General features: G+C 56.5%; 15 protein-coding genes. 13 read left to right on the forward strand and 2 right to left on the reverse strand.

Features of this window, described 5'->3' with window-relative positions; all coding sequences use genetic code 11:
* Positions 1-194: 194 nt before the first annotated feature.
* The 5 genes from ACR0JB_RS02435 (at position 195) to ACR0JB_RS02455 (ending at position 5,426) form a co-directional block, all read left to right on the forward strand.
* Positions 195-1,541 carry a substrate-binding protein gene (locus ACR0JB_RS02435; RefSeq protein ID WP_170348210.1) on the forward strand — a complete coding sequence of 449 codons (1,347 nt, stop codon included), beginning with the start codon at positions 195-197 and terminating at the stop codon, positions 1,539-1,541.
* Positions 1,542-1,653: 112 nt separating this feature from the next.
* Positions 1,654-2,685, forward strand: coding sequence for a branched-chain amino acid ABC transporter permease (locus ACR0JB_RS02440; RefSeq protein WP_170348211.1), 1,032 nt, complete (start codon positions 1,654-1,656; stop codon positions 2,683-2,685).
* A gap of 4 nt (positions 2,686-2,689) precedes the next feature.
* A complete protein-coding gene (locus tag ACR0JB_RS02445) occupies positions 2,690-3,895 on the forward strand; it encodes a branched-chain amino acid ABC transporter permease (RefSeq protein ID WP_170393454.1) in 1,206 nt (401 codons plus the stop codon).
* Between the two features lie 10 nt (positions 3,896-3,905).
* Positions 3,906-4,661 (forward strand): ABC transporter ATP-binding protein, encoded by a 756-nt coding sequence (locus ACR0JB_RS02450; protein ID WP_480789654.1) that lies wholly within the window; start codon positions 3,906-3,908, stop codon positions 4,659-4,661.
* Positions 4,662-4,670: 9 nt separating this feature from the next.
* Positions 4,671-5,426 (forward strand): ABC transporter ATP-binding protein, encoded by a 756-nt coding sequence (locus ACR0JB_RS02455; RefSeq protein ID WP_480789655.1) that lies wholly within the window; start codon positions 4,671-4,673, stop codon positions 5,424-5,426.
* A gap of 110 nt (positions 5,427-5,536) precedes the next feature.
* Here the strand turns inward: ACR0JB_RS02455 and ACR0JB_RS02460 are convergent, their stop codons facing one another.
* Entirely contained in the window at positions 5,537-6,505 is a 969-nt protein-coding gene (locus ACR0JB_RS02460; protein WP_170548132.1) for a LysR family transcriptional regulator, read from the reverse strand.
* A 127-nt stretch (positions 6,506-6,632) separates the two neighbouring features.
* Here ACR0JB_RS02460 and ACR0JB_RS02465 point away from each other — a divergent pair, with 127 nt between their 5' ends.
* The 6 genes from ACR0JB_RS02465 (at position 6,633) to ACR0JB_RS02490 (ending at position 13,829) form a co-directional block, all read left to right on the forward strand.
* Entirely contained in the window at positions 6,633-7,640 is a 1,008-nt protein-coding gene (locus ACR0JB_RS02465; protein WP_170348216.1) for a TAXI family TRAP transporter solute-binding subunit, read from the forward strand.
* Positions 7,641-7,721: 81 nt separating this feature from the next.
* Entirely contained in the window at positions 7,722-9,935 is a 2,214-nt protein-coding gene (locus ACR0JB_RS02470; RefSeq protein WP_480644967.1) for a TRAP transporter permease, read from the forward strand.
* Between the two features lie 4 nt (positions 9,936-9,939).
* The gene (locus tag ACR0JB_RS02475; RefSeq protein ID WP_480789656.1) at positions 9,940-11,178 is read left to right on the forward strand and encodes an NAD(P)/FAD-dependent oxidoreductase; all 1,239 of its coding nucleotides are present in this window, start codon (positions 9,940-9,942) and stop codon (positions 11,176-11,178) included.
* A 37-nt stretch (positions 11,179-11,215) separates the two neighbouring features.
* The gene (locus ACR0JB_RS02480) at positions 11,216-11,956 is read left to right on the forward strand and encodes an aspartate/glutamate racemase family protein (RefSeq protein WP_170393459.1); all 741 of its coding nucleotides are present in this window, start codon (positions 11,216-11,218) and stop codon (positions 11,954-11,956) included.
* A 111-nt stretch (positions 11,957-12,067) separates the two neighbouring features.
* Entirely contained in the window at positions 12,068-12,802 is a 735-nt protein-coding gene (locus ACR0JB_RS02485) for a TSUP family transporter (protein ID WP_170374685.1), read from the forward strand.
* A 7-nt stretch (positions 12,803-12,809) separates the two neighbouring features.
* Positions 12,810-13,829, forward strand: a complete 1,020-nt coding sequence (locus tag ACR0JB_RS02490) for a D-cysteine desulfhydrase family protein (protein WP_480789657.1) — start codon at positions 12,810-12,812, stop codon at positions 13,827-13,829.
* Positions 13,830-13,842: 13 nt separating this feature from the next.
* Here the strand turns inward: ACR0JB_RS02490 and ACR0JB_RS02495 are convergent, their stop codons facing one another.
* Complete coding sequence (locus tag ACR0JB_RS02495; protein WP_170393461.1) at positions 13,843-14,721, reverse strand: LysR substrate-binding domain-containing protein; 879 nt, start codon at positions 14,719-14,721, stop codon at positions 13,843-13,845.
* A 247-nt stretch (positions 14,722-14,968) separates the two neighbouring features.
* Between ACR0JB_RS02495 and ACR0JB_RS02500 the strand changes: the two genes are divergently transcribed.
* Together ACR0JB_RS02500 and ACR0JB_RS02505 are read left to right on the forward strand one after the other, a co-directional pair.
* Entirely contained in the window at positions 14,969-16,321 is a 1,353-nt protein-coding gene (locus ACR0JB_RS02500; RefSeq protein ID WP_170393462.1) for an MmgE/PrpD family protein, read from the forward strand.
* Positions 16,318-17,853: a trimethylamine methyltransferase family protein gene (locus tag ACR0JB_RS02505; protein WP_170393464.1), complete on the forward strand. Its 1,536-nt coding sequence runs from the start codon at positions 16,318-16,320 to the stop codon at positions 17,851-17,853. The genes ACR0JB_RS02500 and ACR0JB_RS02505 overlap by 4 nt, the downstream gene beginning before the upstream one ends.
* Positions 17,854-17,863 lie beyond the last annotated feature (10 nt).

Here is a 17,863-nt window from a genome sequence, read left to right on the forward strand (position 1 = left end):
TGCTAAATGGTGGCGCACCATATTATTTACAAAAAATATTATTATTCGTGAATTTTTTTACAAAATTATGTTTCAAAAATAGGAATTTATTGAGGAATTTTCATTCCGCTTTCCATTATTGAGATGCACAAAAGTGCGCTTTTGTCCGCTGGAAGAGGAGCCAGAGGGCGAAAGAACGAAAATGGGAGGAATGAATGACCAACAAATCTGTCACACGCCGCGGCGTGCTGAAGTCTGGTGCCGTTGCAGGTACCGGTCTGGCCCTGCCTACAATCTTTACGGCTTCGTCGGCTGCTGCTTTCACCAACGAGCCGACAGGGGCATCTGTCACTTTGGGTTTCAATGTTCCGCAAACCGGACCTTACGCCGAAGAAGGCAATGACGAACTGCTTGCTCAGCAACTGGCGGTCGAACATCTGAACGGCGAAGGGGACGGGGGTTGCCTTAATACCTTCACATCCAAGGCGCTTCAGGGGAACGGCATCCTTGGCAAGAAAGTCGAATTTGTTACGGGTGACACGCAGACCAAATCGGACGCCGCGCGTGCCTCTGCCAAATCGATGATTGAAAAAGACGGCGCGATCATGATCAACGGTGGCTCGTCTTCGGGCGTGGCTGTCGCGGTTCAGGGCCTGTGCCAAGAGGCCGGCGTGATCTTTATGGCGGGTCTGACCCACGCGAACGACACCACGGGCAAGGATAAAAAAGCCAACGGGTTCCGTCATTTCTTCAACGCCTACATGTCGGGTGCAGCGCTTGCACCGGTGTTGGCAGCTGAGATGGGCAAGGAACGTCGTGCCTATCATTTGACGGCCGACTATAACTGGGGTTGGACCCAGGAAGAGTCGATCGTTGCCTCGACCGAAGCCTTGGGATGGGAAACGGTCAACACGGTTAAGACACCACTCGCGTCAACGGACTTTTCGTCCTATATCGCCCCGGTTCTGAACTCGGGCGCGGATGTTCTGGTTCTGAACCATTACGGCGGGAACATGGTGAATTCGCTGACCAACGCAATTCAATTCGGCCTGCTGGACAAGGTCGCCAATGGCAAGGACTTCAAGATCGTCGTGCCGCTGTATTCTGAGTTGATGGCCGCTGGTGCGGGTGAAAACATCAAAGGCGTCTTGGGGTCGATGAACTGGAACTGGCAGCTGCAGGATGAGGGCACCAAAGCCTTCGTGAAATCCTTTGGCGAGAAGTACGGCAAGCCTCCGTCCAACTCGGCCCAGACCTGCTATGCGCAAGTTCTGCTTTATGCGGATGCGTGTGAGCGGGCAGGAACCTTCAATCCATGCGGTATTGTCGAAGCTCTGGAAGACTTTGAGTTCGACGGGCTGGGCAATGGTCCGACTTGGTATCGCGGCGCGGATCACCAGTGTTTCAAGGACGTGTTGGTCGTGCGGGGCAACGAGAACCCGACCAACGAGTACGACACGCTGGAAATCGTCGAGATCACGCCGCGTGCGCAGGTCGAATACGATCCGGAACACCCGATGTTCGCCGGTGGTGAACTGGGTAAGTGCAACCCGGGCGCTTAAGGCCTTTGGCTGATGTCTGACCGCCGGTCTCGGCGGCCAGACCCCTTGTGGCCGGGCGCTAAAACCCGATCACGACCACTCAATTATACTGACCAATCTTGAGGTGGGGCCGATGGACGCCATCCTACTGCAAATTCTCAACGGGCTGGACAAGGGCTCGGCCTATGCGCTGATCGCGCTGGGCCTGACGCTGATTTTCGGAACGCTGGGTGTTGTGAACTTTGCCCACGGGGCGCTGTTCATGATCGGAGCGTTCTGTGCGGTGACCTTACAGAAGCTTCTGAACCTGAGTTTCGAAACGGTTGACGAATCCCAGAAGGACTTTCTGGGCAACCCGCTGAAAGTTGAAACGCCTTATGTCGAGGCCTGGTTCGGCCCCGAGGTCGGAGCCACCATCATTGACTGGTCCGTTCCGCTGGCGATCCTTTTTGCGATCCCCATCATGTTGCTGGTTGGCTATGTGATGGAGCGTGGGCTGATCAAGCATTTCTACAAGCGCCCTCATGCGGATCAGATCCTTGTGACCTTTGGACTAGCTATCGTGCTGCAGGAAATCGTCAAGTATTTCTTCGGCGCTAATCCGATCCAGACCCCGCCGCCAGATGCGCTGAGCGGGTCGGTCGATTTGGGCATCATGGTTGGGTTCGACCCCAACGCGATCATCTATCCGATCTGGCGTTTGGTCTATTTCGGATTTGCGGTGGGCATCATCGGTGCGGTGTTCTCATTCCTGCAATTCACTACGTTTGGTATGGTCGTGCGTGCCGGGATGGCAGATCGCGAAACTGTCGGTCTGCTGGGTATCAACATCGACCGCCGGTTCACCATCATGTTCGGCATCGCCGCTGCCGTGGCCGGCCTTGCCGGGGTGATGTACGGCCCGCTTAATCCGCCAAATTACCATATGGGCATGGACTTTCTGGTTCTCAGCTTTGTTGTGGTCGTTGTGGGCGGCATGGGTTCATTGCCAGGCGCGGTGCTGGCCGGGTTCTTGCTGGGTATTTTGGAGAGCTTTGCCTCGACAACCTGGGCAACCACTACGATCCCGGGCATCAACCAAATCATAATCTACCTTGTCGCCATCATCGTGCTGCTGACACGTCCACGCGGTCTAATGGGCCGCAAGGGCGTGATGGAGGAATAAGCCCATGCTGGGACTAAACAAAAAAGACACCGGCCTGCTGATCATCGTTGCAATCCTGACATTGCTGGCCCCCTTCATCCTGAACCCATTCCCCGAAGGCAGCGCCATGGCGCAGTTCAATGCGGGTTACCCGGATCTGATGCAGAGGTTCGTGATCTTTGGCATCTTCGCCATCGGCTTCAACATCCTGTTCGGCTTGACGGGATACCTGTCTTTCGGTCACGCGGCCTTTCTGGGGGTGGGGTCTTATTCCGCCGTTTGGATGTTTAAGCTACTCAGCTACAACATTATTCCGGCCATTGCGCTAAGTGTGGTCGTCGCCGGATTGTTTTCGCTGCTGATCGGCTTTGTCAGCCTGCGCCGGTCAGGAATTTACTTTTCAATCCTGACACTGGCCTTCGCGCAGATGAGTTTTGCGCTGGCTTATTCGGTGCTATCGAACCCCAAGTTTAACCTGACGAACGGGGAAACCGGCCTGCAAGTCTATGCAGATGATCCGCAGATCCTGCAGGGCGCCAATGCGCCGGACCTGCCGCACCTGTTCGGCTTGCCGATGCGTGCGACCTACACAATGGACGTGGGCGCGTGGAGCTTTGATTTCAACGCGGGCTATTACCTGTGCGCGGTTGTTCTGATGGTGGTGTTCTACCTGTCTATCCGTATCTTCCGGTCGCCCTTTGGCATGATGTTGCGGGCGGTGAAATCCAACCAACAGCGGATGAATTACACGGGTTTGAACTCGAAGCCTTACACGCTGGCGGCCTTTGTAATCTCGGGCATGTACGCCGGTCTGGCCGGTGGTCTGATGGCCGCGATGGACCCGCTGGCTGGTGCTGAACGGATGCAATGGACAGCCTCGGGAGAGGTGGTCCTGATGACTATCCTTGGCGGCACCGGAACACTGATAGGTCCGGTTCTGGGTGCTGGATTTATCAAGTATTTTGAGAACATCTTCTCGAAGATCAACGATAACGTCCTGCACAGCTGGTTCGCATTCCTGCCTGATGGGCTGGAGGATGCGGTTGTCTTCGTGATCCATCCGTTCATCGGTAAAGGTTGGCATTTGACGCTGGGCATCCTGTTCATGCTGGTCGTCATCTATCTGCCAGGCGGTCTTGTCGAAGGTGGCCAACGATTGCTCAACCGCTTTAAGCGCAAGAAATCTAATACCGACGATGCAACGTCGGGCAAAACAGAACCGGCCGAGTAGGGGGCGAACCATGGCAATTCTAAGAGTCAAAGATGTCAGCAAGCGCTTCGGTGGTCTCAAGGCGCTGACGGATGTAAACCTCAATGTCGAAGAGAACTCGGTCCACGCCATCATCGGTCCCAACGGTGCAGGTAAGTCGACGCTGTTGAATTGTTTGGTGGGCAAACTGATGCCGGACACCGGGTCCGTTTTGTTCAACAACAATTCGGTACTTGGGTTGGAGCCGTTCCAGATTAACCAGATGGGCATCAGCCGCGTGTTTCAGACGCCCGAGATATTTGGCGAGCTGACGGTGATGGAAAACATGTTGATCCCGATCTTCGCAATGCGGGATGGGGCTTTTCGGATGCACGCCTATGAGACTATCGCCAATGAAAAGGCGGTTGTGGAACAGGCCGAGGCGATGCTGGAAGAGATGAACATGGCTGACAAACGCAAAATGCACGCCGCTTCGCTGTCTCGTGGTGACAAGCGGCGGCTAGAGATCGGCATGTGCCTCAGTCAGAACCCGCGCTTGCTGCTGTTGGACGAACCCACGGCGGGCATGGCGCGGGCTGATACCAACAATACCATTGATCTGCTGAAACAAATCAAAGACGAGCGCGACATCACCATCGCGATCATTGAACATGACATGCACGTGGTCTTCAGCCTGGCCGAACGCATCACGGTTTTGGCGCAAGGCACACCCCTGGTTGAAGACACGCCTGAAAACATTCGTGGCAACCCAAAGGTCCGAGAGGCCTATTTGGGCGAAGCAGCGTAAGGAAAAGCTATGAACGAGAAACCTGACTTTTCGAAAAACGCGAACAGGGCCAGTACCGCACCTGCGTTTCTTTCGGTGTGGGATATGCATTCATACTACGGAGAAAGTTACATAGTTCAGGGCGTCAGCTTCAATGTACACGAAGGTGAGATTCTAGCTCTTCTTGGGCGAAACGGCGCTGGCAAGACCTCGACGCTCCGTTCCATCGCAAGGGTCGGAGAGCCGGAAGTAAGGCATGGCGAAATCTGGCTGGATCACCAACCGCTGCACAATATGACAAGCTACGAAGCGGCTGCCGCGGGTCTTGGTCTTGTCCCGGAAGATAGGCGTATTATTCCGGGCCTAACTGTCGAAGAAAACCTGCAGCTTGCGCAAATCGCGCCGCCGGTTGGATGGTCGCTGGAAAGGTTATACGAGTTGTTCCCGCGCTTGGGCGAGCGCCGCAAACAAGAGGGAATTACGTTGTCCGGCGGCGAACAACAGATGCTGTCAATCGCCAGAGCGTTGGCCAGAGACATCAAGGTCTTGCTTTTGGATGAGCCTTATGAAGGTTTGGCCCCTGTCATCGTCGACGAGATCGAAAAAACGCTTATTCATGTCAAGCAACAGGGCATGACCACGATCATCGTCGAACAGAACGCCGTTCGTGCTTTGGAACTGGCGGACCGGGCGATTATTCTGGATACCGGGAGCATTGTGTTTGACGGGACTGCGAACGAGGTGCTGGAAGATACCAATCTTCGGGAAGAGTATCTGGCGATATAAGTATCCTGTTTAGCCGCATGAAAAGTCTAAAAATATTAGGCTTTTCAGGTGGTTGAAATTCGCTGATGTGGGCGGTTTCGGATAGACCATTGCCCGTCTTTCAAGGACAGTCAAACCTGCTGGCCACGCACGTCACCAACCCATTCTGTGTGGGGGTTGGCCTTCACTTCCTCGAGCATTTTCAAAACTTCTGCTTTCCATCCTGCCTTGATCTTTAAGGCCAACTGGGACGGAGGGCGATGAGCGGGCTCAAGGATCGCATATTCATACCTGAGCGGATTGCCCAAAGGCACGAACACAACCTTGCCGTTGGACAGGTTCATCTCACGTTCCGTTGCAACGGTCAGCGGATCAACTATCGTGCAGCACTGGCCCGAACTTACAAACGGAATGAGCGGTAGGAAATACTGACAGGTCACGGTCGGGTTATAGTTTGCTGACATGTCCTGAAACTCTCGCCGGACTTTACGCTGAAACGGATGGGTTGCGTATAGCCCGCCCATCGGCGTTCCGTCCAAATCGGAAATCGTAATGCTGTCCTGGGACGCAAGCGGATGATCGCAATCTATTGCGCAGAAACAGTCTGCCTGAATCAGTTCGACCGAATATTGTGCTTTTCGTCCGGCTGAATGCTCGAAATCAGCAAAGCCGAAATCGATATTCTGCGTTCCCGCAAGTTCCATAATTTGCGGAGAGCTCCGCGAGGACAACGTGATTTGAATGTCCGGGTTTTCACCCACCGACTGACTGATGAACCGCGGGAACAAAAAGGCCGAAGGGCCCGGCATCGTTGCGATATTCAGGCTGCCGGAATGCCCTTTGATCAAACCCTCCATGGTGTTTGAGATCGTTGACAGGCGATCCAGAATGCCTGCGGTCTCGGCCAGAAGGTAATGCGCCTCGGGGACTGGAACCAGGCGACGTCCTTTGCGTTCAAACAATGTCAGGCCTAAAGATTTTTCGAGGTTCTTGAGGGCAAGGCTGATCGCAGGCTGCGTCCGATGCAATTTCTTGGCAGTCTGAGAGATGGAGCCGGACTCCATCACCTCGCGAAAAACGGTGAGTTGGGTGAGGTTCATGCTCAATGTATAAGTTAAATTTTAATTTTGTGAAATATAACAAATTTGTATTTATGAGAATTGCCTTTACGCTTGCAGGATCGAAGTCGGGCGAACCGAATCCGACGTTCCAACTTGGGAGATGACAATGAAACTAGTGAAATGCTTGACTGGACTGGCTTTGGCTGGCGCGCTGGCCGCACCGGCGTTGGCGCAGGACCCGACCTTTTTCCGCATCGGCACCGGCGGTGCTGGCGGAACCTATTTCCCCATCGGCGGCACCATCGCAAACGGTATCTCGGCCCCTCCGGGTTCGCGCCCCTGTGAAGAAGGCGGCCAGTGCGGTGTTCCTGGTCTGATCGCGATTGCACAATCGACCACCGCGTCGGTGTTCAACAACGCGGCTGTTCAGAACGGTGAGTTGGAAGCTGGCCTTGCGGCGGCGGATGTCACCCGCTCGATGTATCTGGGTGAGGGCAAGTTCGAAGGCAAACCGCACCCCAAGCTGCGCATTGTCGCCAATCTGTTCCCCGAAGACCTGCACCTTGTGTTGCCAGCCGGATCGACGATCAACGATCTGGGTGATCTGGAAGGCAAGCGCGTCGGCATTGCTCAGGCAGGATCGGGCACGCAGGTTGCCGTGCTGCAGATGCTGGACGCCTGGGGTGTTAACCGCGACAACATGGACGAAGCCGAGCTGAACAACAGCCAAAGCGCCGAGCGTTTGGCCGATGGTCAGCTGGACGCCTACTTCTATGCCGCAGGCTGGCCGGTTGCCGCGATGGTACAGCTGTCCTCGACCAAGGGTATGAACCTGCATTCCTTCAGCGACGAAGATCTGGCCAAGATCAACGAGATCATTCCGGCCTATATCCCTTCGGCCATTCCGGGTGGTGTTTATGAAGGTATCGATGGCGAAACCAAGACCCCCGCGGTCAGCGCGATGCTGGTTGTCTCCTCGGACCTGTCGGATGATCTGGTCTATCAACTGACCAAGGCGATGTGGAACGACAACACACGCAAGCTGCTGGACAATGGCCATGCCAAAGGCAAGCAGATCACGCCGGATACCGCGCTGGACGGCGTCGAAGCGCTGGGCGTTCCGCTGCATCCGGGTGCCGAGAAGTTCTATAAAGAAGCTGGGCTTCTTCAGTAATCAAATCTCACCGTAACCTATCGTCCGGTGCCCCATTTCGGGGCACCGCACACTTGAATTATGCGAAATCAGGGGGCCATCATGACCGAGACCCAGAAACTTGATGACCACGAACTGACGGCCGAAGAACTTGCGGCCATCGAAGAACAGTTCGACGAAGGCGCCGCTGTTCGTCAGGTCACACCAACCACCGGTAAGGTCCTGCGCGTCGTTGCCCTGATCTTTGCTTTCTATGAATTCTTTACTGCCGGGTTCGGCCTGCCTGCCGACCACTGGCATATGGGCATCTATCTGGCCCTGCTGTTCATTCTGGTTTACGCGACCATTCCGATTATCGGGTCGCAAAGCCTGTATGCGCTCAAAGTCAGCCGGTTCCGCGTCGGCAACATCCCCCTTTACGATCTGGTCTTCATGGCGCTGGGTATCATTGCCGCGCTGTACGTCGGCTTCGCCTGGCGTGGCATTCCCTTTTTGGGGATCGAGGAGCAGACGTTCCGAATGGGCAACCCAAACGGCTATGACGTTTTCCTGGGCGTCGTCATCATTCTGCTGGTGCTGGACATCGCGCGCCGCACGCTGGGTTGGGTTCTGCCGCTGATCATCTGTGTATTCATTTCATACGCGCTGCTGGGGCCGTATTTCCCCGGTCTGCTGCAACATCCCGGTGTGAACTTCAAAACTTTCGTGTCGTCGATGTATTTCCCGCAAGAGGGTATTTATGGCGTCACTCTGTGGGTTGTCTCAACCATCGTGTTCCACTTTGTCCTGTTCGGCGTGATCGCACAGCGCACAGGTCTGGGACAGCTTTTCATCGACAACGCCACGATTTTGGCGGGCCGCTATACTGGCGGTCCGGCAAAAGTGTCGGTGGTATCCTCGGCCTTCTTCGGCACGATCTCGGGTTCTTCGGTGGCCAACACCGTATCAACCGGCGCGCTGACTATCCCAAACATGAAGCGCCTAGGATACCCCGGCCATTTTGCAGGCGGGGTTGAGGCCGCGTCTTCGGCTGGTGGTCAAATTACACCGCCGATCATGGGCGCTGCGGCGTTTATCATGGCCGAGTTCCTTGAGGTTCCGTACACCACCATCGTGATTGCGGCGATCTTCCCAGCGATCCTGCACTATGTCGGCGTCTTCGCCGTTGTGCATCTGATGGCGCGTAAACTGAACCTGCAGGGTCTGGCCAAAGAGCAGTTGCCGCAGCTCAAGGCTGTGTGGGCCGAAGGGTGGGCGAACATTGTGCCTCTGATCGGTCTGCTGGTGGTCCTGTTCACCGGTTACACGCCGTTCATGTCGGCCTTCTGTGGTATTTCGCTGGCAGTGATTGCGGGCATGTCGCGGATCAAGCAACCTCCGACGTTGATCTACGCAGCCGCCTTTCTGGCCTTTGTCCTTTGGAAATTCTCGGATGGCGGATTTGATCTGACCATGACGGCCATTCTGTGCGGCCTTTCGGTTGTCGCAACGCTCAACCCGCAAAAACGGATCGAAGTGCCCGAAATGCTGCAGGCGGTCGAGCTGGGCGTGAAATATTCGCTGGCCGTGGGTGCCGCTGCCGCAGCCGTGGGCATTGTGGTCGGAGTGATCAACACCACCGGCATCGGGTTCCGCATCGGGTTTATGGTGACGCAGGGCGCAGGCAATCTGGCGTCGGATCTGTACAACATGATCTCGTTCGGCAGCTTCCAACTGTTTGCCATGGAAGACCTGCAACTGTTCATTTCGCTGGTCTTCATCGCCATCGTCTGCATCCTGATGGGCGCGGGTATCCCCACCACGGCGCTGTACATCATGCTGGTGTCCGTCGCACAACCCGCGCTGGCGCAGCTTGGCGTCCCGCCGATCGCCAGCCACCTGTTTGTGCTGTACTATGGGGTGGTCTCGGAAATCACGCCGCCAGTCTGTACCTCGGCCTATGCGGCGGCGGCCATTGCGAACTCGAACCCGTTCCGTACCGGGCTATCTGCCTTTACGCTCGGGTTGGGCAAGGTGATTGCACCGATGGCTTTTGTCTATGCGCCGGTTCTTCTGTTTGTGTCTTCGACCGGGTTTGACCTGTGGGAATTCACCTACACGGCATCAAGCTGTATCGCCGGGGTTATCGCCCTGTCCGCAGCTGTCGTGGGATACTGGTTGAGCCCGTTGAACATGGTGTCGCGTATCCTGATGGCGGTCGCCGGGGTCATTTTCGTGGCGCCGACCCTGGCTGCCGATCTGGTCGCGCTGGCCGTGGCTTCGCCAGTCATCATCACGCAGTTGATCGCCCGCAATCGCAGTCATTCGGCGGCCTGATGAAATGACAGAACAAGTCACCATCATCGGTGCCGGCATCGTCGGCATCTGCTGCGCCTTGTCGCTGCAAGAGCGTGGCATTCCGGTCCGGCTTGTCGATAGGGGCGAGCCGGGTCAGGAAACCTCGTTCGGGAATGCGGGTGTGGTGTCGCCCTGGTCGATTATCCCGCAGGCGATGCCGGGGATCTGGAAGAAGCTTCCCCATATGCTTTTAGATCCGAAAAGCGCTCTTTCGGTCCGGCCTAATTTCTGGCCAAAGATGATCCCCTGGGGTTTACGTTTTCTGGGCAATTCCGGCGAAAAGACCGTTCGCGAAGTGTCGGATGCGATGGATCTTTTGTGTCGCCCGTCAATTGACCTGTACCGTCGGCATCTGCAAGGCACCGGCTGCGAAGATCTGATTACCGACAGCTACTATGTTCATGCATTCCGTCGTCCCGAACAGGCTGATTTGAAAGGTCTCGACTATCTTATTCGTCAGGAAAAGGGTGGTGATCTTGAGCGTGTTGACGGGCACGAACTGCGGCGTCTTGAACCTGCGCTGACGCCCGAGTTCAAAGCGGCGGTGCTGATCAAAGGTCAGGCCCGTTTAACCTCGCCGGGGCGCGTTGGCGCGGTTCTGGCGGAAAAAGCCCGCACGCAGGGGGCAGAGATCGTAAAGACCGAGGTCACTGGTCTGACCTTTGCCCAAGGTGGCGGATGGCATCTGTCCACACCGCAAGAAACGCTGCACGTGCGCAACATCATTCTGGCGGCTGGCGTATGGTCTGCTGAATTTTTGAAACCGCTGGGTCTAACCGTTCCGCTTGTCGCCGAGCGGGGATACCATGTTCAGTTTCAGAACCCTGCTGCAAGCCTGAACAATTCGGTCATGGATGTGGATGCAAAGGTCGTTGCCAGCTCGATGGTCGATGGGCTTAGGGTTGCCGGAACGGCCGAGTTTGCAAAGGTCGACGCACCGGCCGATCCGCGCAAAGAAAAAATTCTGACAGAGCAGGCCAAAGCGATGGTGCCGGATCTTAATACCAGCCAGGCACAGTTCTGGATGGGTCGGCGGCCTTCATTCCCAGACAGCCTTCCTGCGATTGGGCAACTTGACGGGCAGGCCGGGCTTTTTACGGCGTTCGGGCATTCCCATTATGGCCTGATGATGGCCCCTAAAACCGGCGAACTGGTTGCCGATCTTGTGTCGGGACGCAAGCCGAATGTCGATCTGGCGCCATTTTCACCAACCCGGTTTTGAACCTGCGGCACACTCACCTTGAAAGGATTTGAATACCATGCCGATTTATGAAGGCGGTCAGAATATCTGTGGGGCCTCAATAGGCGTTCTTTGTCTTGAGAGCTATTTCCCCAAACCTCCGGGGCATATCAAGAATCCGTCCAGCCTACCGTTTCCGGTCCTTTATGAAATGATCTACGGCGTTACTGTCCCGACCCTGCTGAACAACCCCACACCCGAGCTGCTTGACCCATTCATCAAAGGTGCGCAGCGGCTTGAGGCCGAGGGCGTGCGGGCCATCACGGGCAGCTGTGGTTTCCTGGCCCTGTTTCAAAAGGAATTGGCGGCTGCGGTTTCCGTCCCTGTATTTGCGTCCAGCCTGATCCAGGTGCCTCTGGCCTTTCACATGACCGGAGCCAAGGCGCCGGTGGGCGTGGTGACCGCAGATGCATCGGCACTGACGGACCGGCATTTCGAAGGCGTCGGAGCGGCTGGTATTCCCGTGGTCGTACAAGGGTTGGAGCACACCAGTGAATTCGCCGAAGTGATCCTGCGCAACACAAGAACCCGTATGGACACCGATCTGATCGAGGCCGAATTGATGGATGCAGTGCGCAACCTGAAACGGCAGTCGCCTGACATCCGGTCCATCGTTCTGGAATGCACCGATCTGCCGCCCTACGCCGCGCGGATTCAGCAAGAACTTCAGCTGCCAGTATTTGATCTGACGACATTGGCTCAGATGGCGCATTCCGTTGCCACGCGCAGCGCGTATTCCGGGATCATGCCCTGGACGTAAAAATCTGCAGGCCAGGTGCTTCGTGCCATATCGGAAAGGCATGGACCCCGGTCTGCAATTGCGGATATGCCAATCCTTGCAAGGGGTGACAATGACCAAGGGGGTGTGGAAGTGTCTGTCGAACTATCCATCCTGATGGTCGCCATCTGCTTAGGCGCAGTACTTCAGGTCGGGGTAGGGATCGGGTTCAGCATCATTGCAGGCCCGCCAATGATGATCATGTTGGGTACATCGACAGCCGTGCCCGTTCTATTGCTGTTGAACACCATTGTGTCCGTGGTCGCCACTGACCGGCGCATCCTTGCGATCGAACGAAAGACAACCCTCATCGGCATTGCCGGGTGCCTTGTCGGTGTGATCGCTGGCTTGGCAATCTACCCGTTTCTAAGCGAGGTGTTCGTTCTGACCCTGACGGCCTGCTTGCTACTGATCGGGTTGATTACAACCCTTATCCCGTTTCACCGCGCCATTGGTACGGCGGGTTTCTCAGCCGTGTCAGGGTTATCCGGGCTTGCAACCGTTTGGGCAGCGACGCCCGGGCCCCTGATGGTGTTCGGTCTGATTGCGAAAGGTCATCAGGCCAAGGAAGTCGCGAAGCTGGTCCAACCCATTGCTCTGGTCGCCTATGGCATCGCGTTCTTGCTGCATAGTTTGTCTTCGGTGCAGACAAACCCGTTCGGGCCGCAGTTGTGGGCGTTCGCTTCGGTTACTTTGGTCGGTAGCCTGATCGGCCGCGCCATCGGCCCGTACTTGCCGCAACCACTTATCACTGCAGCAATTCGGCTGGTTTCGCTGATTGCCTGCTGTGTTCTCTTTCAACGTGCCTATGCGATGGCTTATCTCTGAGGGGCAAATGATGACACGCACTGATATACTGGCCCAATTCCCACGCGCTAAGCTTATGTCCGGCCCAACGCCGCTGGAGCGACTGAACAAAATGTCCAACGAACTGGGCGTTGATCTGTGGCTGAAACGCGATGACCTGACGGGGCTTGGTTTTGGGGGAAACAAGATACGGCAGCTCGAGTTCTATTTCGGTGACGCCATACAGCAAGGCGCTGATACTGTTCTGATCACAGGTGCGGTCCAATCCAACTATGTGCGTTCCGCCGCCGCAGCAGCTGCACGGTTGGGCATGCAGTCGGTCCTGCAACTGGAAGAGCGTGTGCCAGACATGGCCCCCGACTATTACACCTCGGGGAATGTTCTGTTGGCCAAAATACTCGGCGCGGAACACATGAGCTATCCTCTGGGTGAGGACGAAGCCGGCGCAGATGCAGCCCTGCATGCGCGCGCGGATGAGTTAAAGGCACAGGGGCGCAAGCCTTACGTCATTCATCTGGGGCTACATCACCCTCCGTTGGGTGCATTGGGGTATGTCGCAGCGGGTCAGGAACTGTGCCAGCAGATGCGTGATTTTGATGCGGTTGTCGTGCCGTCGGGCAGTGGGGCGACACATGGTGGCTTGCTAACCGGCGTCGCGCTGTCAGAGGTGTCAGCGCCGGTCTTCGGTGTCTGCGTGCGTCGCGACAAAACCCAACAGCATGCGCGCATGGAAACTGTCCTGCAAAAGCTGGCAGATTTGCTGGGCATCGAAGCGGACCCTCTGAAAGACAGAATTGAGGTTATGGACGAGGCCTTGCCCCCGGGTTACGGCAAGTTGAGCGCCAAGACACAAGCCGCATTGCAAAAGATGGCCCGGACAGAAGGAATATTCCTTGATCCCGTTTATACCGCAAAGACCTTTGCGGGGTTGTTGCATTTGGTTGAAACAGGGAAAATCCAACAAGGACAAAAGGTTGTCATGCTGCATACCGGAGGATTGCCTGCGCTGTTTGGTTACCAAAGCGAGTTGTTGGGCAGCCTGCAGTAAGACGGCCTGCTGCTTATGGGGTGGCGTCTGCAAGCCAATCCATAATTTTCAAAGCAGCCGCATTGCTTTGCGCGCGCTCTGTCAGGCACACGAAGTACCCCCGTTCAGTATTTAGGCGCCGTGACGTCACCGGCGTCAATTGCCCAAGGTCAAAATGGTCCTGCAACAGTGTTTGCCATCCCAGGATTACACCATCCCCGTTCAAAGCAGCCTGCAGGTAGACCATGAAACTGGTAAATTTCCGCTCGGACACTGGCGGGGGCGGTGTAAGGCCAGTATCTGCGAAGAACGTATTCCAGTCTTCGGTGTGATTGCCCATTGTAAGATGGAGAAGCGGGCTTTGCGCCAGGGCCGCCGGGGTGTCAGGGATGGTGTTCGTGACTTCAGGATGCGCCACTGCAACCATGGTTTCCTGAAAAATCAGGCGGTGCCTGACCCCCGGCAACCTGTCCGGGTGGTCAAACGCAATGATGATGTCGGCATCAGGCCCATATGCGTTGTTTTGGTCCCGGGAAATCAACTCGACCGAGATTTCGGGATGCGCGGTACGAAAGGCAGGCAGGCGCTTCATCAAGTAACAGCTGGCGAAGCCGATGGTGGTGTTGACGGTGACAACATCTTTGTCCGGACGGCGGCAAATCTGTTCTGCCGCGCTGCTAACCTGTAGAATGCTGCTGGCAACGGCGCGGAACAGAACTTCGCCTTCGCGTGTTAATGAGACGTTGGGGCGGGTCCGATTTAACAGTCTGACGCCAAGTTCCGTTTCAAGCGCGGCAACGCGGCGGCTGATCGCCGGTTGCTGAACATTCAGTTCTTGCGCGGCACGCGTAAAGCTGCGGTGTCGTGCAGCTGCCTCAAAAGCAGTAAGTAGTTTCCAATTTGGCGCGGCCATATCATTCCTCAATGGAATGTCGAGTATAAGGTTTTTCGATCTTCCCGGAAAAAACAAGCAGAATTAGCATTCTTGAAGAATAACAGCATTCCAAGAATGAGGTGCGTCATGAAAGTGCAGATAGCAGTTCATAGTGATCCGCAATCACGGATGCAGGCCGAAGCATTGGATCCGCCGTGCCAGACGCCGGATGAAGGTTTTTCTGAATGAAAACCACGGGTGTCATCCTGTTAAACAAAGGTGTGCCATGACCCGACCCGCCCTTTGTCGGTTGGCCCGCTTTTTGGTCGACGATCCGCTTATGCCCGACCCGGATACCCTGGCCGTGCTGCGCGATGGGGTGATCGATACGCTGGGCTGCATTCTGGCAGGTGTAAGAACCGAAGTGGCCTGCAAAACACGCGCAGCGGTGCAAGCTATGTCAGTGGAAGGCAGAACTGAGGTGTTGGGTGCCAAAATGACAACCTCGCGCCCGCATGCCGCGTTTCTGAATGCAGTTGCGGGACACGCGCTGGACTTTGACGATTGGGAACTGCCCGGCAACACGCACCCGACCGTTGTTTTATTTCCCGCGATGCTTGCCGTCATGGGGTCCAGGGCAACGGGTCGTGATCTGGCGCAAGCCTATCTGGCGGGGTTCGAAGTCATCGCACGTCTGGGTGAGGCGTTGAATTTCGAACATTACGACGCTGGCTGGCATTCTACCGCGACTTTTGGGGCTCCGGCCGCTGCTGCAGCTTGCGCGCGATTGATGGGGCTGGACGCATCGGAAACGACCCATGCGATGTCTCTCTCAATCAGTGCGATTGGTGGATATACCTGTCAGTTCGGCTCTAATGCCAAGCCGGTTCAGGCGGGGTTCGCTGCACGAGCAGGGGTCGAGGCCGCCTGTTTGGCTCGCGCCGGTGTCACCGGTCAAGCACATGTGCTGGATCATGAGCGGGGGCAGGCGGTTTTGATGGGCGGGCTTGTGCCTGATCGGTTGCAGGCGGCGCTGGGCAAACTGGGAACGGGATACGCTCTGGCCGAATACGGGCTGGTTCTGAAACCCTGGCCAAGCTGCGGGTATACCCATCGGATCATGACCTGCGCACGTCGCGTTTATGGCCGGATTGATCCGACGAAGATCACCGCGATTGACCTTTATGTGCCCGATTTTCACGCCGCCGTGCTACCATTCGTGCAACCCAGGTCCATCCCAGAGGCTCTGTTCAGCCTGCCATTTGTAGCGGCTATGGGGTTGGTAAATGGTAATTTGACGCTTGCCGATCTCACGCAGCAGGCGTGGAAGAAACCGATGATTGAACGCCTGATTGGCAAGTCTCGCGTGCATGCTTTTGCGCCCAATCAGTCCGGTCAAAACTATTCGGCCAAGGACCCAGACCGGCTTGTGGTGACGTTCCAAGATGGGCAGATCATCGAGGAAAGCTGCAGCTTTCCCACAGGTGCGCCGCAGTCGCCGATGTCACAATCACAGCTTTGGGAGAAGTTTGCGGCCAATACCGGGCCAGTGCCCGAAAGCTGGGTCGAAAAGTTGCGGATCTGGCCCGAGCTACCTGCCGTGTCCTCGTTGTTCTGCCGTCAGGGAGAATACGCATGAGCCGCGTAAGATCAGGACGGGCCGCCCGCAAGGCTCAGCGAAAGGGTGGGGCGGGAACTGGCTTAACCACCGCGATCTGGCCGGGCATCGAAGGTGGGCGATATCGCCCAATCTCAACTGAGGGGATTGCGGCCATCCACAAAACCACACTTCGCATTCTGGCCGAGATTGGCATGGCCAACGCGACGCCCCGCTGTGTCGACACCGTCGTTGCTGCCGGGGGATTGGTTTCGGATGCTGGTCGGCTTTTGTTTCCGTCCAAGTTGGTGGAGCAAGTGTTAACAACGGTTGGCCGGGGTTTCACGTTGTACGGTCAACGGCCGGAATACGACCTTGATCCAAGCGGTACGCGCATCCACCTTGGTACCTCGGGCGCGGCGGTCCATATCGTCGACAGCGCGACAGGTGAGGTGCGCGACAGCACGCTGAAGGACCTGCACGACATGGCGCGGTTGGCCGAAGCGCTGCCCAACATTCACATGTTTCAGCGCACCGTGGTCGCCCGGGATATTCCTGACACGCATGCAATGGAGATGAGCACGGCCTTCGCCTGCGCAGCGGGTACCGCCAAGCCAATCGGAACGTCCTTCAGTTCTGCCGAAACAATGCGTGCGGCGATTGAGATGTTCCATATGATTGCGGGCGGCGAAGCGGCTTGGCGGGCAAGGCCGTTCTGCTGTGTTTCCACGTGTTTTATCGTGCCGCCCCTGACTTTTGCTGCCGAAGCACTGGGAATAATCGAATGCGCAGCCGAGACCGGGACACCGTTAAAACTGGTGTCGGCAGGGCAGGCGGGTGCGACAAGCCCCGCGCCTTTGGCGGGCGCCGTTGCTCAGCAAACAGCCGAAGTTCTGGCCGGGTTGGTCTATCTGAACCTGCTGAATCCCGGGCACCCGGCGTTATTTGGTGCCTTGCCCTTTGTCAGCGACCTACGCACCGGCGCGATGTCCGGTGGCAGTGCCGAGCAGGGCGTGCTGATGGCGGCCTGTGCGCAGATGGCGCAATATTATGGCATTCCCTGTGCGGTGAGCGCGGGGATGACGGACAGCAAGCTGCCAGACTTTCAGGCAGGGTATGAAAAGGGCATCACCGAATTGCTCAGCGCGTTGGCGGGGGCCAATCTGATTTACGAAGCCGCTGGCATGTACGGCTCGCTTCTGGCGGCGAGCAAGGAAAGTTTTGTCCTGGATAACGACCTGATTGGATCGGTGATGCGTGCGACACGCGGGTTTGAGATCACCGAGGATGCGCTCGCCTTCGATGTGATCCGCGACATGTGCCTGAACGGTCCGGGGCATTTTCTGGGCGCGAGTCAAACCCTGGGCCGCATGCAAAGCGACTATTACTATCCCGCACTTGCGGATCGGACGACACCACAGGCGTGGTCCGATGCAGGATCACCCAGTCTGATCGATTCTGCACGCGTCCGGACCGACGCGATTCTTGCCGGCGATCCAACGCCCGTGTTCGGCGTAAAAACAGCAACCGACATCGCGCAGCGGTTTCCCGAGATTGGCAGATATTTTCCATGAGAATGGGCGA

Source organism: Ruegeria sp. BI7, from assembly GCF_056537925.1.

Coding starts and splice junctions, on each gene's coding strand:
- ACR0JB_RS02435 (WP_170348210.1), top strand. CDS start 195: ATGACCAACAAATCTGTCACACGCCGCGGCGTGCTGAAGTCTGGTGCC.
- ACR0JB_RS02440 (WP_170348211.1), top strand. CDS start 1,654: ATGGACGCCATCCTACTGCAAATTCTCAACGGGCTGGACAAGGGCTCG.
- ACR0JB_RS02445 (WP_170393454.1), top strand. CDS start 2,690: ATGCTGGGACTAAACAAAAAAGACACCGGCCTGCTGATCATCGTTGCA.
- ACR0JB_RS02450 (WP_480789654.1), top strand. CDS start 3,906: ATGGCAATTCTAAGAGTCAAAGATGTCAGCAAGCGCTTCGGTGGTCTC.
- ACR0JB_RS02455 (WP_480789655.1), top strand. CDS start 4,671: ATGAACGAGAAACCTGACTTTTCGAAAAACGCGAACAGGGCCAGTACC.
- ACR0JB_RS02460 (WP_170548132.1), bottom strand. CDS start 6,505: ATGAACCTCACCCAACTCACCGTTTTTCGCGAGGTGATGGAGTCCGGC.
- ACR0JB_RS02465 (WP_170348216.1), top strand. CDS start 6,633: ATGAAACTAGTGAAATGCTTGACTGGACTGGCTTTGGCTGGCGCGCTG.
- ACR0JB_RS02470 (WP_480644967.1), top strand. CDS start 7,722: ATGACCGAGACCCAGAAACTTGATGACCACGAACTGACGGCCGAAGAA.
- ACR0JB_RS02475 (WP_480789656.1), top strand. CDS start 9,940: ATGACAGAACAAGTCACCATCATCGGTGCCGGCATCGTCGGCATCTGC.
- ACR0JB_RS02480 (WP_170393459.1), top strand. CDS start 11,216: ATGCCGATTTATGAAGGCGGTCAGAATATCTGTGGGGCCTCAATAGGC.
- ACR0JB_RS02490 (WP_480789657.1), top strand. CDS start 12,810: ATGATGACACGCACTGATATACTGGCCCAATTCCCACGCGCTAAGCTT.
- ACR0JB_RS02495 (WP_170393461.1), bottom strand. CDS start 14,721: ATGGCCGCGCCAAATTGGAAACTACTTACTGCTTTTGAGGCAGCTGCA.
- ACR0JB_RS02500 (WP_170393462.1), top strand. CDS start 14,969: ATGACCCGACCCGCCCTTTGTCGGTTGGCCCGCTTTTTGGTCGACGAT.
- ACR0JB_RS02505 (WP_170393464.1), top strand. CDS start 16,318: ATGAGCCGCGTAAGATCAGGACGGGCCGCCCGCAAGGCTCAGCGAAAG.